Origin of the sequence: Herminiimonas sp. Marseille-P9896, from assembly GCF_903993245.1 — a bacterium.
Classification (GTDB): Bacteria; Pseudomonadota; Gammaproteobacteria; order Burkholderiales; family Burkholderiaceae_D; genus Oxalicibacterium; species Oxalicibacterium contaminans.
Genome location: NZ_CAJEVT010000003.1, coordinates 871,485 through 889,652 on the forward strand (window position 1 = coordinate 871,485; position 18,168 = coordinate 889,652).

Here is an 18,168-nt window from a genome sequence, read left to right on the forward strand (position 1 = left end):
GGACCACCCTTGGCGGCGCGACACGCCTTGCACTACCTCCCAAATAGCCGCGTTCGCACTCGCGGATATTTGTGAAATGAGTTCTAGAACCGATAAGCGCCATCTATTCCCGGCACCACATTTCCTGTTTATCGGGAGTATTATTGCTATGGCAATATGACTTCGTATCGGTTGCACTTCGGCCTGTGAGACGGGCCTGGAGCGCTGGGACATCAACCTCAAACAAGGATGGACGATATGCAAAATACTGACGATCTTGGCAAACTGATTTTGCGGGTGGTACTGGGCGGCCTGATCCTGCTGCACGGGATGGCAAAAATCATTGCTGGACCGGCTTTCGTAATCAGTGCAACGACCAGCGCCGGATTGCCGGCAGCAGTGGGCTATCTGGTGTATCTGGGTGAGGTCATCGCTCCCATCCTGCTGATCGTCGGCATCTGGTCGCGGCTGGCGGCATTGATTATTGCCGGTAATATGGTTTTTGCCATTGTGCTGGTGCATACCAAACAGCTGTTTACGCTCAATGAGACAGGTGGCTGGTCGCTGGAATTACAGGGTATGTTCCTGGTGGCGGCACTGGCGCTGGTCTTGCTGGGAGCGGGGCGCTTCAGCATAGGCGGGCGCGGCGGCAGGTGGAATTGACGCTGCAATAAGCCGGGATAGACCGTTATAGATGAAGGGGCGCATGAAAATGTGCCCCTTTATTGCATTTATGGCTAAACCCGCCTTGCTGCTTTAGCCATGAATTCGGAGGTAAAGACGCCCGGTCGCGGTATAATCACGGTTTCTGATCTAACTCGCGGAGCGACGGCCGAATTTGACCGTTTTTTCGCCTCAACTACCTTCTCGCCATGCTGATTTTGCCAGGTTCCAACGCCCTGTCTGCTTTTCGTACTGAACGCCTCTTAAACCAACTGCAACAAGTCGACCATGCCATCGTCGGTGTCACCGGCCGTTACCTGCATTTTGTCGACTCGGCTGCGCCCATCGCAGAAGTCGACGTCCGGCGCCTGGATGCGCTGTTGACATATGGCGAACCGTTCAGCGCGAAGCTGGAAGGCGACGAGTTTGTTGTTATCCCGCGTTTCGGCACGATTTCCCCGTGGGCCAGCAAGGCGACCGACATTGCGCACAACTGCGGCATGGCTGGTATCCGTCGCATCGAGCGCGGCATCGTCTATGTCGTCCATGTGAAATCCGGTTTGCTCGGCGGTGCGCGTCATCTGTCGGAAGAGAGCACCTTAGCGGTTCAAGCGCTGCTGCACGATCGCATGACTGAAATGGTATTGCGTAGCGCCGATGAAGCGGCAGGCTTATTCGGTGAGCTGGAAGCCAAACCGCTGGCCTTCATCGATCTGCTGCAAGGTGGCAAAGCTGCGCTGATCAATGCCAACACAGAACTCGGCCTGGCCTTGTCCGACGATGAAATCGATTACCTGCTGGCGGCGTTCACAACTGCCAAGCGTAATCCGACCGACGTCGAACTGATGATGTTCGCGCAAGCCAATAGCGAACACTGCCGCCACAAAATCTTTAACGCTGACTGGACCATAGACGGCGTCAAACAGGATAAATCGCTGTTTGCCATGATCAAGAATACGCACCAACTGGCGCCGCGCGGCACCGTGGTTGCGTACAGCGATAACTCGTCGGTCATCGAAGGTGCAACCGTCACCCGTTTCTACCCACGCGGCGCAGCTGCAGGTAATGTGTATGAAGCGTCGCAAGAGTTGACACACATCCTGATGAAGGTGGAAACGCACAACCATCCGACAGCTATCTCGCCATTCCCGGGCGCATCGACTGGCGCCGGTGGTGAAATCCGTGACGAAGGCGCAACCGGTCGCGGTGCCAAGCCGAAAGCGGGCCTGAGTGGTTTTACCGTTTCCAACCTGATGTTGCCGGATGGCGTACAGGCATGGGAAAACAGCCATGACGTCACCAAGCCAGTCGCCGATACTGCGCCGGTCTACGGCAAACCGGACCGTATTGCTTCGCCGTTGGAAATCATGGTCGATGGTCCTATTGGTGCTGCAGCTTTCAACAATGAATTCGGTCGTCCTAACCTGGGTGGCTACTTCCGTACCTACGAACAAAACGTCGCTGGCACCGTCAACGGCTATCACAAACCGATCATGATCGCCGGTGGTATCGGCAGCATCTCGGCCAAGCACACCAAGAAACACGATCTGCCAGTCGGCAGCCTGCTGATCCAGCTCGGTGGCCCAGGCATGCGTATCGGCATGGGCGGTAGCGCCGCATCGTCGATGGCTACCGGCACCAATACAGCAGATCTGGATTTCGATTCGGTACAACGCGGCAATCCGGAAATGGAACGTCGTGCACAGGAAGTCATCAATGCGTGCTGGGCGATGCAGGATGCCAATCCTATCCTCTCCATCCATGACGTCGGTGCAGGCGGCTTGTCGAATGCTTTCCCGGAAATCACCAACGATGCTAAACGTGGTGCGATCTTTGATCTGCGCAAAGTGCCGCTGGAAGAGAGCGGTATGGCACCGAAGGAAATCTGGAGCAATGAATCGCAGGAGCGTTACGTGCTGGCGATTGCACCGGAAAGCCTGCCGCAATTTACTTATCTGTGTGAACGTGAGCGCTGCCTGTTTGCAGTTGTCGGCACTGCGACCGAAGAGCGTCAATTGAAAGTCATCGATCCGGAACACGACAACAATCCGGTCGATATGCCTATGGATGTATTGCTCGGCAAACCGCCAAAAATGCATCGCGATGTCACACACGTACAGCAAGACTTGCCAGCGATAGACGTCACCGGCATCGACTTGCTGGAAGCGTCGGTACGCGTACTGCGCCTGCCTACGGTTGCTGACAAATCCTTCTTGATCACCATCGGTGATCGTACTGTGGGCGGTACCACCGTGCGCGACCAGATGGTTGGTCCGTGGCAGGTACCGGTCGCCGATTGCGCCGTCACCACAATGAGCTTTGAAGGTTATCTGGGTGAAGCGATGGCCATGGGTGAACGTACCCCGCTGGCAGTCATCAATGCAGCAGCATCCGGTCGTATGGCCGTCGGTGAAGCGCTGACCAATATTGCTGCTGCTCCTATCGCTGATATCTCCGATATCAAACTGTCCGCCAACTGGATGGCCGCTTGCGGTCAGCCGGGGCAAGACGCAGCCTTGTTCGACACCGTCAAGGCAGTCGGCATGGAACTGTGCCCGGCACTTGGCATCAGCATCCCGGTCGGCAAGGATTCCTTGTCCATGCGTACCACCTGGAAGGATGAAGGGACAGACAAGGCGGTTGTATCGCCAGTGTCGCTGATCGTATCCGCCTTCTCGCCGGTGTATGACGTACGTAAATCTCTGACGCCGCAACTGCGTACCGATGCCGGTGACACCGTACTGATCGTGATCGACCTCGGTCGTGGCAAGAACCGTATGGGCGCATCGGCATTTGCGCAAGTCATGCAGCAAATCGGCAATGAAACACCGGACGTGGATAGCGCAGAAGACCTGAAAGGTTTCTTCAACGCGATCCAGCGCCTGAACAAGGAAGACAAACTGTTGGCCTACCATGATCGTTCCGACGGTGGCCTGTTCACGACCTTGTGTGAAATGGCATTTGCCGGTCACAGCGGTCTGTCGGTGAACCTGGACATCCTGACGCTGGAAGGCGAGCACGCCAGCGATGGCGGCGATGCGAAGAACTGGACCACCCAGGTCGCAGAACGTCGCAACGACCTGACCCTGCGCGCCTTGTTCAATGAAGAACTGGGTGCTGTGATCCAGGTCCGCGCCGAGCAAAAATCGGAAGTCATGAATGTACTACGTGAATACAATCTGGGTGCATGCAGCCACATCATCGGCAAACCGAACGACAACGACATAATCGAATTCACGCGTGATGCCAAGGCTATCTACAGCCAGTCGCGCATAGACCTGCATCGTTTCTGGAGCGAAACCAGCTGGCGCATCGCCCGTCTGCGTGACAATCCGGATTGTGCCGATGCTGAATACGATCGCATCCTCGACAAGCTGGATCCGGGCATCACACCTAAGCTGAGCTTCGATCCGCAGGAAGACATCGCTGCACCATACATCGCAACCGGTGTACGTCCGCACGTGGCGATCCTGCGTGAACAAGGCGTCAATTCGCATATCGAAACCGCCTATGTCATGCACAAGGCTGGCTTCACCGCAGTCGACGTCCACATGAGTGATCTGATCAGCGGCCGTGCACATCTGAGCGACTTCAAGGGCGTTATCGCGGTCGGTGGTTTCTCCTATGGTGACGTACTGGGTGCAGGCGAGGGCTGGGCTAAAACCATACTGTTCAACAATCAGTTGGCAGAACAGTTTGCGACCTTCTTCAGCCGTCAGGACACCTTTGCACTGGGTATCTGTAACGGTTGCCAGATGATGAGTAACCTGAAATCCATCATCCCGGGTGCGCAGGCATGGCCGAAATTCACTCGCAACAAGGCTGAACAATTCCAGGCGCGTTTCACCATGGTTGAAGTGGCGGATTCGCCGTCCATCTTCTTCAATGACATGGCGGGTACGCAAACTGCGATTGCTGTGGCACACGGTGAAGGCTTTGCCGACTTCTCGCTGACCGGTGATATCAATGAAGCGCTGGTAGCGATGCGCTTTATCAATAACAAGGGTCGTGCGACAGAGGGCTATCCATACAACCCTAACGGTTCGCCGCAAGGTATTACGTCGGTGACGACGCCTGATGGCCGCTTTACGGTGATGATGCCGCATGCGGAGCGTGTGTTCCGTAGCGTGCAGCAGAGCTGGCATCCTGAGACCTGGGGTGAGGATTCGCCTTGGATGCGTATGTTCCGTAATGCGCGTAAGTGGGTGGGGTGATAAGGGAGTAGTTGGGTTTGTGCTTTTGGCACAGGCCTGTGTTGAAAATGCCGCTTGGTTTTTACTAAGCGGCATTTTTTATTGGTGGGTTGGTTTGCGTGTTGATGTTGCTGACTTGGTGCTCACTCCGTGGAGAAGTGCGTTGTCGGGGGTAGCCCGACAGCTACTCACTTTCTTTGCTTCGCCAAAGAAAGTAAGCAAAGAAAGGCGACCGCAAGAGCCGTTGCACACTAAAGTGTGTCACCCAAGTCCAGCGAGCGTCAGCCGGGGTCGCAAACAAACTCGCTACGCTCAGACAAGTTTGCGCCCTTAATCCGTCTGACACTCACTGGCCTTGGCAACGTCAGATGCGGAACGTCAAAAGCAGCAGCCTTGTTGAAGAGAGGTATATGCGTTGCTGGCAAAGAGGCTGTGGTTGGTAGTCCACTGTGACGATGCCGTTTGTGCGGGACAGAAAATGGAAAAAGAAGTGGGTGTGTCTGAGCGGAGCGTTAGCGTAGCGAGTTTCGCCCACTTCCCATTTTTTGTCCCGCACAAACGGGGACCCCGAAGGGGCAGCGGCGCCGTGGTCGCCATCTTTTGCTTACTTTTCTTGGCGAGACAAGAAAAGTGAGTGGCTGCCGGGCCACCCCCGGCAACCCCGCTCTCTACGGAGAGAGAAAATAATCAGCACCAGCAAACCGCAAACCAAACAAACAATAAAAAAGCCCGCATAAGCGGGCTTTTTAACAAGCGAATCAAAGATTATTGAATCTTCGCTTTGCTACGCAGTTGTTGCTGGAACGCCTGCAGTTTTTTCTGTTGCAGCGATTCCGCGATTTGCGGTTTCACTTCTTCCAGGGTAGGGATCTTCGCTGTACGTACGTCGTCCAGTTTGATGACGTGGTAACCGAATTGTGTCTTCACCGGTGTTTCCGACAGTTCGCCTTTTTTCAGGGCGACCATCGCATCGGAGAATGGCTTCACGAACGAAGCTGGGGATGCCCAGTCCAGGTCGCCGCCGTTTGCTGCCGAACCAGGATCTTTGGAAGATGCTTTGGCCAGGTCTTCAAACTTCGCGCCGCCTTTCAGCTTGGCGATGATGGCTTTTGCTTCGTCTTCTTTTTCAACCAGGATGTGGCGAGCGTGGTATTCCTTGTCGCTGGCTTGCGCCTTGAAGCGGTCGTATTCAGCCTTGATGTCGGCATCCTTGACCGGATTCTTTTTCAGGTAGTCAGCCACCAGGGCACGGATCAGGATGGATTGGCGTGCGATTTCGATCTGGTTTTTGACGTCAGCGTTTGTACCCAGGCCCAGTTTGTCTGCTTCCTGGATCAGGATTTCACGGTTGATCAGTTCATCTTTGACCATCGCGCGCAGTTCCGGTGTGTCTTGCTGACCTTGGGAGGTCATTTGCTTGATCATGACATCAGCGCGGGAAGATGGAATGGGCTTGCCATTCACTACGGCCAGGTTTTGTGCCATCGCAGGCAGTGATGCAGATACGATTAAGGCGGCCAGCAAATGAGCAGGTTTTAAAGTCATATATATTCCTAATGGAAGTTATTTTATTTGAGAGTGACAGCTATTAATTCCCGGCGCGCGTCAGACTTCGGATGGCGCTAAGGCAGTAATGGCTAATGCATGTATTTCTTTGTGCATCATGTCATCGAGACAATCATACACCAGCCGATGGCGATTTATGCGGCTCTGCTTTTCAAATTGCGCCGAAATGATGCGCAACCGGAAATGTCCGCCACCGGAGGCTGCACCGGCATGGCCAGCATGCAGGGCAGATTCGTCTTCCAGTTGACATTCGAGCGGTGCAAAAGTTTCGTTCAGCCTGGCCTGGATGCGATCCATACGTGCGCTCATTGCGGTTCTTTCATGTATTTGGAGAGGAAAAGGCTTTGCGCCACGATGAAAGCCACCATCAGTCCCATGCCACCGAATAACTTGAAGTTGACCCAGGTTGCAGTGGAAAAACTATAGGCAACGTACAAATTGATCAGTCCCATCGTCATGAAAAAGGCGACCCAGGACAGGTTGAGGCGATGCCAGATACCTTCCGGCAGCGACATTTGCTTCTCCATCATGGTGCGGATCAGGTTCTTGCGCAGGAAGATTTGGCTGAAGAGCAGGGCTGCGGCAAAGCACCAGTACAGCACGGTCGGCTTCCATTTGATGAAGGTTTCATTGTGGAAGTAGATGGTCGCACCGCCGAAGACGACGATGATGGCAAGTGACAGCCACAAGGTTTTGTCGATCTTTTTGCCTTTGACCAGCAGGTAGGCGATCTGGCAGATGGTCGCCACGATGGCAATCGCGGTCGCCAGCAGGATAGGTGCTTGCGCTGCCGTCACCAGGCCGTCGGATACCACGCCGGACAGATATTGCTGGCCGAACGCTTGCGCTGCTTCGGTGTTGCCTTCGCCCCATTTGAAGACGCCGAAGAAGAGGATGACCGGGAACAGGTCGAACAAGAATTTCATGTGAGCTTGCCTTATTTCAGTTCTGGAGCCGGGTCAAAACGCAGTGACGCGGAGTTGATGCAGTAACGCAGGCCGGTAGGCGGGGGACCGTCATTGAAGACGTGACCCAGATGCGCATCGCAGACGTTGCAGATGACTTCCGTACGTATCATGCCGTAGGCACGGTCCATCTTTTCCTTGATGTTCGCCGGGTTCAACGGTTTGAAGTAGCTCGGCCAGCCGCAGCCGGAATCGAATTTGGTGTCAGATGCAAACAGCGGGGTGTTGCAGCACACACAGGTGTAGATACCGAATTCGTGGTGATCCCAGTAACGGCCGGTGTATGGTGCTTCGGTCGCGGCATGACGGGTCACGTCGTATTCCATGTCATCCAGCATGGCACGCCATTCGGCGTCGGTTTTGATTACTTTGTCTATCATGATGAACAACTCACTTCCAGATCGTTGGCCCAGTCGGGCGGTAGTGCAGCATATTTCTCATTCTCGGGCTGCTCGTCAAACGGTTTTTCCAGCACCTGCAGTAATTTGCTGACTTCGGAGTAGTCCTTATTCTGCGCTTTTTCGATGGCGATTTGCGCAAGATAATTGCGCAGGATGTATTTGGGGTTGACCGCATCCATTGCAAGCTTGCGTTCGCCGTTTATGCTGTTTTCCTGCTGCAGGCGCGCGCCGTATTGTAGCGCCCAGGCATCGAATGCGGCACGGTCTATGAAGAGATCGCGCAAGTCTTCATGGCTGTCGCTGTTACCCGGCTGCAGATTGCCGAGCTGGCGGAAGAAAGTCGTGAAGTCGACATGGCTGTCCTGCAGGATGCCGAACAGGCCGTCGATGAGCTGGCGATCGTCGGACTGGCGCGTTTTCAGCCCCAGTTTGGCATGCATCAATTCTTCGAATTTCTCGGAATACGCCGGTTTGTAGATGCGCAGCGCGGCCTGGGTTTCTTCCACGTCGCCTATCAGCGGCAGCAGTGCCTGCCCCAGTGCATAGCAATTCCATTCGCCTATCTGCGGTTGGCGCGCATAGGAGTAACGGCCTTGCTGGTCGGTATGGTTGCAGATATGGGTGGCGTTGAAGGCTTCCATGAAGCCAAACGGGCCGTAGTCCAGTGTCAGGCCGAGTATCGACATATTGTCGGTATTCATCACGCCGTGCATGAAGCCGACTGCCTGCCAGTGCGCGATCATGTGCGCGGTACGTAGCGTGACTTCCGTCAACAAATCCTTGTACGGATTGGCGCTGGCGCGGAACCAGGGGTAAAAGCGGTCAATGACGTAATCAGCAAGCACTTTCAGCTCTTCATGCTTCTCGTTATAGAACCAGTGTTCAAAGGAACCGAAGCGGATGAAGCTTTGCGCAACACGTGTCGCGACGGCTGCGGTTTCCGCCTGTTCGCGCATGACGAGCTGATCCGAGCCGGTGACGCACAGTGCACGCGTAGTCGGTATGCCGAGCGCTGCCATTGCTTCTGAACAGAGGAATTCACGTATCGAGGAGCGCAGCACGGCGCGTCCGTCGCCCATGCGCGAGTAGGGTGTCAGGCCCGCGCCTTTGAGTTGCAACTCAAGGCGACCGGATGGCTCGACTTCCGGTGCCGGTACATCGCCGAGCAGGATGGCGCGGCCATCGCCGAGCTGGCCAGCCCAGACGCCGAACTGATGGCCTGAATAAACCGCCGATAAGGGTTTGGACTCAGGCAGCAGGCGATTGCCGGTGAATGCCTCGATAAAAGATTCTGTGCTGGTTTCTGCAAAGTCCAGACCTATCAATGCTGCGGTCGAGGCGCTGGCACAGACCATGTAGGGATCAGGCAAAGGCGTAGGCATCAATGCCGTGTAATGCGCAGGCGGCAGTGCAGCGAAGGAATTTTCCAGCGGCAGGGTGTCGGTGCGATAGAGCGGGTACGGCGGCTTGGGTGCATTCATATTACATTCCTGTGTTTCTATCGCGGCTATCTGACAAGTACTACAGTAGTGCTACGGTATTGACGTGTATGTGGCGACGTCGATATAAAGTTAAGTACGAGTTAAGAGCGTATTTTGACAGAGAAGCGAAAATTGGTTGTGCGCATCTGCGCAAGCACGGGTTTTAAAGCCTTAGGGTCAGAGTCGTTTTTAGTCACAAATATCCCATATATATGGTATAAAAATGACCATTATTTCCGAGAAGAAAATTACCGACTAATGCTCATGCGTATTCCATCCCTCGTACTTGCTGCCGCTTTCACTGTCTCTGCTTCCACTTCCTTTGCTGAAAATGTCCGGATCGCCTTTATTGATCCGCTGTCCGGCCCGTTCGCACCGGTAGGACAGAACCTGTTCAACAGTTTCAAGACGATTGCTGAACTGTCGAATCAGAAACAATGGGGCGGTCAGAATACAGTGGAGATCGTCGGCTTCGATAACAAGGGGAGTCCGCAGGAATCACTGATCCAGCTGAAATCGGCGATCGACCAGGGCTACCGTTACATTACGCAGGGTAATGGTTCAGGCGTGGCATTGGCGCTGATCGATGCCATCAATAAACACAATGACCGCAATCCGGGCAAGGAAGTGCTGTTCCTGAATCACTCGGCGGGTGATCCGGCGCTGACGAATAGCAAATGCAGCTTCTGGCATTTCCGTTTTGACGCCAATTCCGAGATGAAGCTGGAGTCACTGACCACCTTTATGGCCAAGGATCGGAAGATCAAGAAGATTTACATCATCGGCCAGAACTATGCGCTGGGTCAGGAAGTATCGCGTACGACCCGTGCTTATATGAGCCGCAAGCGCCCGGACGTACAGATTGTCGGTGATGATTTGCATCCTATCGGTCAAGTCAAGGATTTCTCACCTTACGTGGCGAAGATGAAGGCATCCGGTGCAGATACGATAGTCACAGCCAATTGGGGCGCGGATCTGGCCTTGCTGGTGAAGGCGGCACGCGACGCCGACCTGAAAGCCAATTTCTATACCTTGTATGCGGCGACTACCGGCGTGCCGACCGCGATGGGCGCGGCAGGCCTGGATCGCGTCAAGTATGTGGCCTACTGGAACCTGAACAATGAAACCTACGCGGGCAAGGAAATCATCGAAGGCTTCAAAAAGAAATACAACGATGATTATTACGCGATGGCGTCCTACACTGTGCTCTCCATGCTGGGCCAGGCATTCAGGGAAAGCGGTTCGACCGATCCTTTGAAAGTCGCGCTGGCGATGGAAGGCATGAAAGTAAAAAGCCTGAACGGTGAGGTGGAAATGCGTAAATCCGATCACCAGGCACAGCAACCCTTGTATATTGCTACCTGGGTCAAGCAGAACAACACTGATGTGAAGTTCGATCAGGAAAACACCGGTTATGGCTGGCGTACCGATCAAAAGATCGATGCTTATGTTGCTGCGCAACCTACTTCGTGCCAGATGAAGCGTCCGTCACACTAGTACCGTGATGCCGCCCATCCGGTGCGGCATGATCCCCCTTGTATGAAATGAAGAAGAACCAGGTGTGCCGCTGCATGCCTGGACAGGAGAGAACGGGCACGTGGAATTTACGCTGATCTCATTGCTGAATGGTTTGAGCTACGGCTTGCTGCTGTTTATGCTGTCGTCCGGACTGACGCTGATTTTCAGCATGATGGGCGTTTTGAATTTCGCGCATGCCAGTTTTTACATGATAGGGGCTTACTTCGCCTATAGCATCAGCACCGCTATCGGTTTCTGGCCCGCGCTGGTGCTGGCGCCGCTGGCAGTAGGTTTGCTCGGTGCGCTGGTCGAACGTTATGGCTTGCGTGTCGTACACAAATACGGACACATCCCCGAGTTGCTATTCACTTTTGGTTTGTCCTACGTCATCGTCGAAGTGGTGCAATTGATCTGGGGCCGGGTCGCGGTTCCATACACCATTCCGGCGGAATTGCAGGGTTCGCTCTTTACCCTCTACACGACTACTTTTCCTATTTATCGCGGCTTCATGATGCTGGTGGCGATCCTGATGCTGGTCGCCATTTACTTCACATTGACGCGCACGCGCATAGGCCTGGTGATACAGGCGGCTTTGACGCATCCGCAGATGGTGGAGGCGCTGGGGCACAATGTGCCGCGCGTGTTTATGTGGGTATTCGCTGGTGGTTGTGCGCTGGCTGGATTGGCTGGTGTCATCGGTGGTAATGCTTTTGTCACTGAGCCGCATATGGCACATGCGCTGGGTAGTATCATTTTTGTCGTGGTGGTGGTCGGTGGCATGGGCTCACTGGGCGGTGCCTTGCTGGCATCCTTGCTGATCGGCGTGCTGCAGACTTTTGCGGTGGCACTCGACTTCTCCTTGCTGCATGCGTTGGCTGCTATCGGCATCAACATCAATACCGATGCGCCCGGTTATAGCGTGCTGCGACTGACGATTTCGCAAGTCGCACCTATCCTGCCTTATTTATTGCTGGTGTTAATCCTGATCTTCCGACCCAAGGGTTTGCTTGGAAAGAGGGACGCATGAGCATGGCAGCTGTTAGCTATCGTCAACGTTGCCTGATCTGGGGCGGCTATATCGCGCTGCTGGTGTTCGCGCCACTCGTCTTTACGCAAAGCGCGGCGCTGTCGCTGTTATGCCAGATGGGTACTTTCATCATCTTTGCACTGTCGTACAACATGTTGCTCGGGCAGGGCGGCATGCTGTCTTTCGGTCATGCTGTGTATTCCGGGCTGGGTGCTTTTTGCGCGATCCATGCGATCAACCTGGTCGCGGCAGGCAATCTGCATATCCCGATTACGCTGATTCCTTTGGTTGGTGGCGTCGCCGGTTTGTTTTTCGGTGCCTTGTTCGGTTATGTGACGACGCGGAAATCCGGTACCACCTTCGCGATGATTACCCTGGGTATCGTCGAACTGGTGTTTGCCTGCTCGCTGATGTTCCCGGAATTCTTTGGCGGCGAGGGCGGCATCTTTACTGATCGCGTGGTGGGTGAAGCTTTCTTCGGTATTACTTATGGTCCACAGATCGAGGTGTATTACCTGATTGCGGCCTGGCTGTTGCTGAGTACCATCGCGATGTATGCATTTACGCAAACACCGCTGGGGCGCATCATCAACGCAGTGCGTGACAATCCGGAGCGAGCTGAGTTCATCGGCTACGATCCGCAATGGGTGCGCTATCTGACCTTGATGCTATCCGCTTTCTTTGCCGGAATTTCCGGTGCGTTAACAGCCATCAATTTTGAAATCGTCAGCGCAGAAAATGTCAGCGCCTTGCGCTCCGGCATGATCCTGCTGTTCACCTTCATAGGTGGTACCGGCTTTTTCTTTGGCCCCATCATAGGCGCTATCGTCGGTGTCTTCCTGACCGTGGTCTTGTCCAATTTTACGAATGCATGGCAGCTCTATCTGGGCGTGTTTTTTGTCTTGCTGGTGATGCTGGCACCGGGTGGTATCGCAGGTTTGCTGATGCAGTTCGTGTATTTGCTGCGCCATCGCAAGCTGGCGTACATGGCTCGGCCTTTGTTGCTGACTTGCGTGGCGGTGGCGCTGATGCTGGTTGGCTTTGTGGTGCTGGTTGAGATGCTGTATCACCTGAGTCTGAATGCACGGCATGGCACGACGCTGATCTTGTCGGGCTGGACGCTGGACACCGCACAGCCGTTGAGCTGGCTGACGGGTTTGTTGCCGCTGGCGCTCGGCATTTTGCTGTGGTGGCGTGCGCGACCTCGTTTGCAACAGACGTGGACGGCGGTCAATCTGGATATCGAAAATACCTTGCAGGTGCGGCCATGAGTCAGCTTGCACTGGAATTGAAAGATGTACGCAAAAGCTTCGGCAATGCCGAGATTATTTGCGGCGCCAACTTGCAGTTGCCGCAAGGCCAACGCCTCGCATTGATAGGGCCGAACGGGGCGGGTAAGTCGACTTTGTTCAACCTGATCTCAGGGCGTTTTCCAGTGAGCAGCGGCGACATCCTGCTGAATGGCAGCAGTATCGTCGGGCAGAAGCCGTATCAAATCAACCGGCGTGGTTTGTCGCGCAGCTTCCAGATCACGAATATTTTTCATCGCCTGAGTGTGTTTGAAAACCTGCGTTGTGCGGTGCTATGGTCGCTCGGTTATCGCTATTCATTCTGGCAAAGGCTGAATGGCTTGCGCGATGTCACACAGCGTGCCGAGCAGGTGATGGAAGAGATAGGTTTGCAGCAGCGTCGCAACGTAGAAGCAGATTTTCTCAGCTATGCGGAGCAACGTGCGCTGGAGATAGGCATCACGATAGCGGGTGGCGCCAGCGTGATTCTGCTTGATGAGCCGACCGCCGGCATGAGCCGTTCGGAATCGGATGCTGTGGTCGAGTTGATACGCAAGGTCAGTGTCGGTAAGAGTTTGCTAATGGTGGAACACGATATGGATGTGGTGTTCGGCCTGGCAGATCAGATTGCAGTATTGGTTTATGGCGAAATCATCGCTTGCGATACGCCTGACAACATCCGCAATAATCCTTTGGTGCAACAAGCCTATCTCGGCACGGTGGAGTCAGCATGAGCGCCTTGCTGGAAATTAAAAACCTGCATGCCTTTTACGGCAAGAGCCATGTTTTGCATGGCATCAACCTCTCCATCGCACAGGGCGAGATAGTCAGCCTGCTCGGACGCAATGGAGTAGGGCGCTCGACCATGGTCAAGACCGCGATGGGTATGGTCGAAGCGACGGGTTCCATCCGTTTCAAGGGCGAAGAAATCCTCGGTGTGCCTACCTACAAGATTGCACGCAAGGGTTTGGGCTATGTCGCCGAGAGTCGCGAAGTATTCCCAACGCTGACGGTGGCGCAAAACCTGTTGCTGGGTGCGCAGCAGAAATCGCGCTGGAGCGCGGACGATATGTATCGTCTGTTTCCGCGTTTGGAGGAACGGCAGCACGTGCAGGCAGGCGTGTTATCCGGCGGTGAGCAGCAAATGCTGGCCCTGTGTCGTACCTTGATGGGTGATCCCGACCTGATCATGATCGATGAGCCTACCGAAGGCCTGGCCCCGCAAATGGTGGTACTGGTTGCAAACTTCCTGCAGGAGTTGCGGCAACGCGGTGTGTCGGTTTTAATGATAGAACAGAAGCTTGCTATAGCACTCGAGATTTCGCAGCGTGTGTATGTGATGGGGCATGGCCAGATTGTGTTTGAAGGCAGTCCGCAGGATTTACAGATGCAAGCGGCGATCAGGAAAGAATGGCTCGGCGTCTGAGCGCGACCCGAATGCCACTTTTACACCTGTCACTTCCATATTCTTCTTGCTCCCACAGTTGCTCTGAATTACCTTACTCCTCACATGGGATAGTTATCGCCTATCCGATATATTTAAACAATCAAATTCTGATTTCGATAGTTTCTGTATAAAGTTCATAGGCGGTCACTATTCAGGAGTCTGTATGTCCCGATCTTTGTTGCAGTCGCCCTTGCCATCGTCATCGCCGCTCTGGCTTGAAGTCCTGGCAGCTATTGCGTACGGCCATTGAGCGGGACTCGAGCAGTAGTCTGTAGTGGTTGCCTTCCTTTTCGATTAATTTTACGTGGCTCATACAGAGCCACGCCAACTCAGGAGACTCCATCATGTCAAGCGAAACCAAGTGTCCTTTTCCCCATGCCGCGAGTGGCGGCACTACTAACAGAGACTGGTGGCCCAACCAGTTACGCGTCGATGTGCTCAACCAGCATTCGAACAAATCCAACCCTTTGGGCGAAAAATTCAATTACGCCGAAGAATTCAAGAAGCTTGACTACAAGGCGCTGAAGGCAGACCTGGTCAAGCTGATGACCGATAGCCAGGATTGGTGGCCAGCCGACTTCGGTCACTACGGCCCACAATTCGTACGCATGGCCTGGCATGCAACCGGCACCTACCGCATCATGGATGGTCGCGGTGGTGGTGGACGCGGACAGCAACGTTTTGCGCCGCTTAATTCCTGGCCGGACAACGTCAACATCGATAAATCGCGCCGTTTGCTGTGGCCTATCAAACAAAAATATGGTCAGCGCATTTCATGGGCAGACTTGCTGGTACTGACCGGCAATGTGGCGCTGGAATCCATGGGCTTCCGTACTTTCGGTTTTGCCGGTGGTCGTGCAGACGTGTGGGAACCGGACACAGATGTTAACTGGGGCGCAGAGACGACCTGGCTGGCTACCGACAAACGTTTTAGCGGTGATCGCGACCTCAATGAAGACCTGGCGGCAACGCACATGGGCCTTATCTATGTGAACCCGGAAGGCCCGGACGGCAGCGGCGACTATATGGCAGCAGCCAAGGATATTCGTGCAACGTTCTACCGCATGGCGATGGATGATGAAGAAATCGTCGCGCTGATCGCCGGTGGTCATACCTTTGGTAAAACCCACGGAGCGGCACCTGAATCGCACAAGGGACCTGAACCTGAAGGTGCACCTATAGAAGCGCAAGGCCTGGGCTGGATCAGCAACTTCGGCCAGGGTCACGGCAAGGATACGGTGTCCAGTGGCCTCGAAGTAACCTGGACCAAGACGCCTGCACTGTGGAGTAATAACTTCTTTGAAAACCTGTTCAACTTTGAATGGGAAATCACCAAGTCGCCGGCAGGAGCCAAGCAGTGGGTGGCGAAGAATGCCGAGGAAATCATCCCTGACGCACACGTCAAGGGCAAATTCCACAAGCCGACTATGCTGACCACCGATCTGACGCTGCGTTTTGATCCGGAGTTTGGCAAGATTTCGAAACGCTTCCATGAAGATCCGCAAGCCTTTGCCGAAGCATTTGCCCGTGCCTGGTTCAAGCTGACGCACCGCGATATGGGTCCGCGTTCGCGCTATCTTGGTCCGGAAGTACCGAAGGAAGAATTGATCTGGCAAGACCCGATTCCGGAAGTGGATTACAAACTGGTGGATGCCGCTGATGTCGCAGCACTGAAAGCCAAGTTGCTGACTTCTGGTTTGTCCGTGAGCGAACTGGTAGGCACCGCATGGGCATCGGCTTCGACCTTCCGTGGTTCGGACAAGCGTGGTGGTGCCAACGGTGCACGCATCCGCCTGGCACCGATGAAGGACTGGGAAGTCAACCAGCCTGCGCAACTGGCCAAGGTGTTGAAGGTACTGGAAGGCATACAGGCTGAATTCAATCAGTCTGCTACCGGCGGCAAGCAGATTTCATTGGCCGACCTGATCGTGCTGGCGGGTAGCGCGGGCGTGGAGCAGGCTGCCAAGGCTGCGGGTGTCAACATCACCGTGCCATTTACTGCGGGACGCAATGATGCACGTCAGGATCAGACGGATGTGGAATCCTTCGCTGCGCTGGAGCCACGTACCGATGGTTTCCGCAATTACGTCAGCAAGAAGAACGGTGTGCCAGCCGAAGTTGCGCTGATAGATAAGGCACAGTTGCTGTGTCTGAGCGTGCCTGAACTGACAGTGCTCATCGGTGGTCTGCGCGCAATCAACATCAACGTGGGTGGTGCTAAGCATGGTGTACTGACCAAGACACCAGGCGTGCTGAACAATGAAGTGCTGCTCAATCTGTTGGATATGCGTACGCAGTGGAAAGCAGTGGAGAACGATGCGAATGTGTTCGAAGGTCGCGATCGCAAGAGTGGTGAAGTCAAATGGACAGGCACGCGTGCGGATCTGGTCTTTGGCTCCAACTCCATCCTGCGTTCGGTGGCTGAGGTCTATGCCGAATCCGATGCGAAAGAAAAATTCGTCAAGGATTTCGTTGCCGCCTGGGTCAAGGTCATGAACGCGGATCGCTTCGATCTGGCATAAACGCAGCAAGATAGTCTGAATCAGGAAAGCGATGCATCTGTACGGATGCATCGCTTTTTTATTTGCGCCTTAAGTTAATTCAGCCATAATCGCTGTACCTACACCTAGCGATAACAGCCATGCAGATATCCGCCGCGATTCCCATCATCCGTATCTTTGACGAAGCCAAAGCCAGCGAATTTTATTTTGATTTCCTCGGCTTCAGCTGCGATTGGGAACATCGCTTCGGAGATAACTTCCCGTTGTATATGCAGGTGCGACGTTCGTCGCTAATCCTGCATTTGAGTGAGCATCACGGTGATGCGACGCCGGGCTCGGCGATCTTTATCCCTATAGACGATATCGATAGCCTGCATGCAGAGCTGCTGGCGAAAGACTATAAGAACGCCAAGCCGGGTGTGCAGGATTTACCATGGGGACGCATGATGGATATCGCCGATCCGTTTGGCAATCACTTGCGTTTTTGCCAGCAGTCGCCTGACTGATTGCATCCGGCTAATCCGCGACGCAGCAATGGTCCGCGGCCAGTTCCCTGATGTATTGCAAGTACTGTCCTGCATTCGCATCCAGGTCTGCATCCGAAATGCCGTGTTCCACACCGTAGCAGGCAAAGGTCGGCAAGTATTCCGCGCTGATGTATTCAATTGTCACGCGCAGCGGGCGTAGCAGTTCTTCCAGTGTGTAGTGATAGCGTCCGTTCTGATTGTAGTCGACGGCCTTGATGCCCGCCGAGACAGCGACGCCTATCCGTTTCCCAGCCAACTTCTCGGTACCGCGACCATAGGCAAATCCATGTGTCAGTACTTCGTCCTGCCATTGCTTCAATAGCGGTGGGGTGCTGAACCAGTAAAACGGAAATTGCAGGATGATGGTGTCGTGCTCCAGCAGCAGCTTTTGTTCTGCCGCCACATCGATACGCCCGTCCGGATATTGTTCATGCAGTTGATGGATGGTGACGAGGTCCGTATTCTTTTGTAGTTCCTGCAGCCATCTATTATTGACCACGGACTTGTGGATGTCGGGATGCGTCACAATAACGAGAATCTTGTTGCTGTTCATGATGTGTCCTTAAACTTGTTGATGACGCATCCTAGCAATGCAGGCAGTGCCTGAAAAG

Annotated in this window: 15 protein-coding genes; 9 read left to right on the forward strand and 6 right to left on the reverse strand. The window is 54.3% G+C overall.

What is annotated here, in order from left to right; all coding sequences use genetic code 11:
* Positions 1-237: 237 nt before the first annotated feature.
* Positions 238-642: a DoxX family protein gene (locus H7U06_RS14345; protein ID WP_175626770.1), complete on the forward strand. Its 405-nt coding sequence runs from the start codon at positions 238-240 to the stop codon at positions 640-642.
* Positions 643-851: 209 nt separating this feature from the next.
* The gene (gene purL, locus H7U06_RS14350; RefSeq protein ID WP_175626771.1) at positions 852-4,856 is read left to right on the forward strand and encodes a phosphoribosylformylglycinamidine synthase; all 4,005 of its coding nucleotides are present in this window, start codon (positions 852-854) and stop codon (positions 4,854-4,856) included.
* 744 nt (positions 4,857-5,600) lie between these two features.
* Here purL and H7U06_RS14355 read toward each other — a convergent pair.
* Genes H7U06_RS14355 through H7U06_RS14375 form a run of 5 tightly spaced genes read right to left on the reverse strand, consistent with a single transcriptional unit; the run spans position 5,601 to position 9,248 of the window.
* Complete coding sequence (locus H7U06_RS14355) at positions 5,601-6,380, reverse strand: peptidylprolyl isomerase (RefSeq protein WP_175626772.1); 780 nt, start codon at positions 6,378-6,380, stop codon at positions 5,601-5,603.
* A 60-nt stretch (positions 6,381-6,440) separates the two neighbouring features.
* The gene (locus H7U06_RS14360) at positions 6,441-6,710 is read right to left on the reverse strand and encodes a BolA family transcriptional regulator (protein ID WP_175626773.1); all 270 of its coding nucleotides are present in this window, start codon (positions 6,708-6,710) and stop codon (positions 6,441-6,443) included.
* Positions 6,707-7,327, reverse strand: coding sequence for a septation protein A (locus H7U06_RS14365; RefSeq protein WP_175626774.1), 621 nt, complete (start codon positions 7,325-7,327; stop codon positions 6,707-6,709). Before H7U06_RS14365 ends, H7U06_RS14360 begins: the two co-directional genes overlap by 4 nt.
* A gap of 11 nt (positions 7,328-7,338) precedes the next feature.
* Positions 7,339-7,746 carry a peptide-methionine (R)-S-oxide reductase MsrB gene (msrB, locus tag H7U06_RS14370; protein WP_175626775.1) on the reverse strand — a complete coding sequence of 136 codons (408 nt, stop codon included), beginning with the start codon at positions 7,744-7,746 and terminating at the stop codon, positions 7,339-7,341.
* Entirely contained in the window at positions 7,743-9,248 is a 1,506-nt protein-coding gene (locus tag H7U06_RS14375) for a YdiU family protein (protein WP_175626776.1), read from the reverse strand. The genes msrB and H7U06_RS14375 overlap by 4 nt, the downstream gene beginning before the upstream one ends.
* A gap of 258 nt (positions 9,249-9,506) precedes the next feature.
* Between H7U06_RS14375 and H7U06_RS14380 the strand changes: the two genes are divergently transcribed.
* From H7U06_RS14380 to H7U06_RS14410, 7 genes are all read left to right on the forward strand, one after another.
* The gene (locus H7U06_RS14380; protein WP_175626777.1) at positions 9,507-10,745 is read left to right on the forward strand and encodes a branched-chain amino acid ABC transporter substrate-binding protein; all 1,239 of its coding nucleotides are present in this window, start codon (positions 9,507-9,509) and stop codon (positions 10,743-10,745) included.
* A 100-nt stretch (positions 10,746-10,845) separates the two neighbouring features.
* Complete coding sequence (locus H7U06_RS14385) at positions 10,846-11,793, forward strand: branched-chain amino acid ABC transporter permease (RefSeq protein WP_175626778.1); 948 nt, start codon at positions 10,846-10,848, stop codon at positions 11,791-11,793.
* Positions 11,794-11,795: 2 nt separating this feature from the next.
* Positions 11,796-13,064: a branched-chain amino acid ABC transporter permease gene (locus tag H7U06_RS14390; protein ID WP_370458629.1), complete on the forward strand. Its 1,269-nt coding sequence runs from the start codon at positions 11,796-11,798 to the stop codon at positions 13,062-13,064.
* Positions 13,061-13,816, forward strand: coding sequence for an ABC transporter ATP-binding protein (locus H7U06_RS14395; RefSeq protein ID WP_175626780.1), 756 nt, complete (start codon positions 13,061-13,063; stop codon positions 13,814-13,816). Before H7U06_RS14390 ends, H7U06_RS14395 begins: the two co-directional genes overlap by 4 nt.
* Positions 13,813-14,508, forward strand: a complete 696-nt coding sequence (locus H7U06_RS14400; RefSeq protein ID WP_175626781.1) for an ABC transporter ATP-binding protein — start codon at positions 13,813-13,815, stop codon at positions 14,506-14,508. The genes H7U06_RS14395 and H7U06_RS14400 overlap by 4 nt, the downstream gene beginning before the upstream one ends.
* 365 nt (positions 14,509-14,873) lie before the next feature.
* Positions 14,874-17,051, forward strand: coding sequence for a catalase/peroxidase HPI (gene katG / locus H7U06_RS14405; RefSeq protein WP_175626782.1), 2,178 nt, complete (start codon positions 14,874-14,876; stop codon positions 17,049-17,051).
* 119 nt (positions 17,052-17,170) lie between these two features.
* Positions 17,171-17,536: a glyoxalase superfamily protein gene (locus tag H7U06_RS14410; protein WP_175626783.1), complete on the forward strand. Its 366-nt coding sequence runs from the start codon at positions 17,171-17,173 to the stop codon at positions 17,534-17,536.
* 10 nt (positions 17,537-17,546) lie between these two features.
* Here the strand turns inward: H7U06_RS14410 and H7U06_RS14415 are convergent, their stop codons facing one another.
* On the reverse strand, positions 17,547-18,110 hold the full coding sequence (locus H7U06_RS14415; protein ID WP_175626784.1) for an NAD(P)H-dependent oxidoreductase: 564 nt from the start codon (positions 18,108-18,110) through the stop codon (positions 17,547-17,549).
* Between the last annotated feature and the right edge of the window lie 58 nt (positions 18,111-18,168).

Bases quoted from the DNA above. Each gene is read 5' to 3' on its own strand.
- katG (WP_175626782.1), top strand. From the start codon at position 14,874: ATGTCAAGCGAAACCAAGTGTCCTTTTCCCCATGCCGCGAGTGGCGGC.
- H7U06_RS14345 (WP_175626770.1), top strand. From the start codon at position 238: ATGCAAAATACTGACGATCTTGGCAAACTGATTTTGCGGGTGGTACTG.
- H7U06_RS14390 (WP_370458629.1), top strand. From the start codon at position 11,796: ATGGCAGCTGTTAGCTATCGTCAACGTTGCCTGATCTGGGGCGGCTAT.
- msrB (WP_175626775.1), bottom strand. From the start codon at position 7,746: ATGATAGACAAAGTAATCAAAACCGACGCCGAATGGCGTGCCATGCTG.
- H7U06_RS14410 (WP_175626783.1), top strand. From the start codon at position 17,171: ATGCAGATATCCGCCGCGATTCCCATCATCCGTATCTTTGACGAAGCC.
- H7U06_RS14415 (WP_175626784.1), bottom strand. From the start codon at position 18,110: ATGAACAGCAACAAGATTCTCGTTATTGTGACGCATCCCGACATCCAC.
- H7U06_RS14360 (WP_175626773.1), bottom strand. From the start codon at position 6,710: ATGAGCGCACGTATGGATCGCATCCAGGCCAGGCTGAACGAAACTTTT.
- H7U06_RS14395 (WP_175626780.1), top strand. From the start codon at position 13,061: ATGAGTCAGCTTGCACTGGAATTGAAAGATGTACGCAAAAGCTTCGGC.
- H7U06_RS14375 (WP_175626776.1), bottom strand. From the start codon at position 9,248: ATGAATGCACCCAAGCCGCCGTACCCGCTCTATCGCACCGACACCCTG.
- H7U06_RS14355 (WP_175626772.1), bottom strand. From the start codon at position 6,380: ATGACTTTAAAACCTGCTCATTTGCTGGCCGCCTTAATCGTATCTGCA.
- H7U06_RS14380 (WP_175626777.1), top strand. From the start codon at position 9,507: ATGCTCATGCGTATTCCATCCCTCGTACTTGCTGCCGCTTTCACTGTC.
- purL (WP_175626771.1), top strand. From the start codon at position 852: ATGCTGATTTTGCCAGGTTCCAACGCCCTGTCTGCTTTTCGTACTGAA.
- H7U06_RS14365 (WP_175626774.1), bottom strand. From the start codon at position 7,327: ATGAAATTCTTGTTCGACCTGTTCCCGGTCATCCTCTTCTTCGGCGTC.
- H7U06_RS14400 (WP_175626781.1), top strand. From the start codon at position 13,813: ATGAGCGCCTTGCTGGAAATTAAAAACCTGCATGCCTTTTACGGCAAG.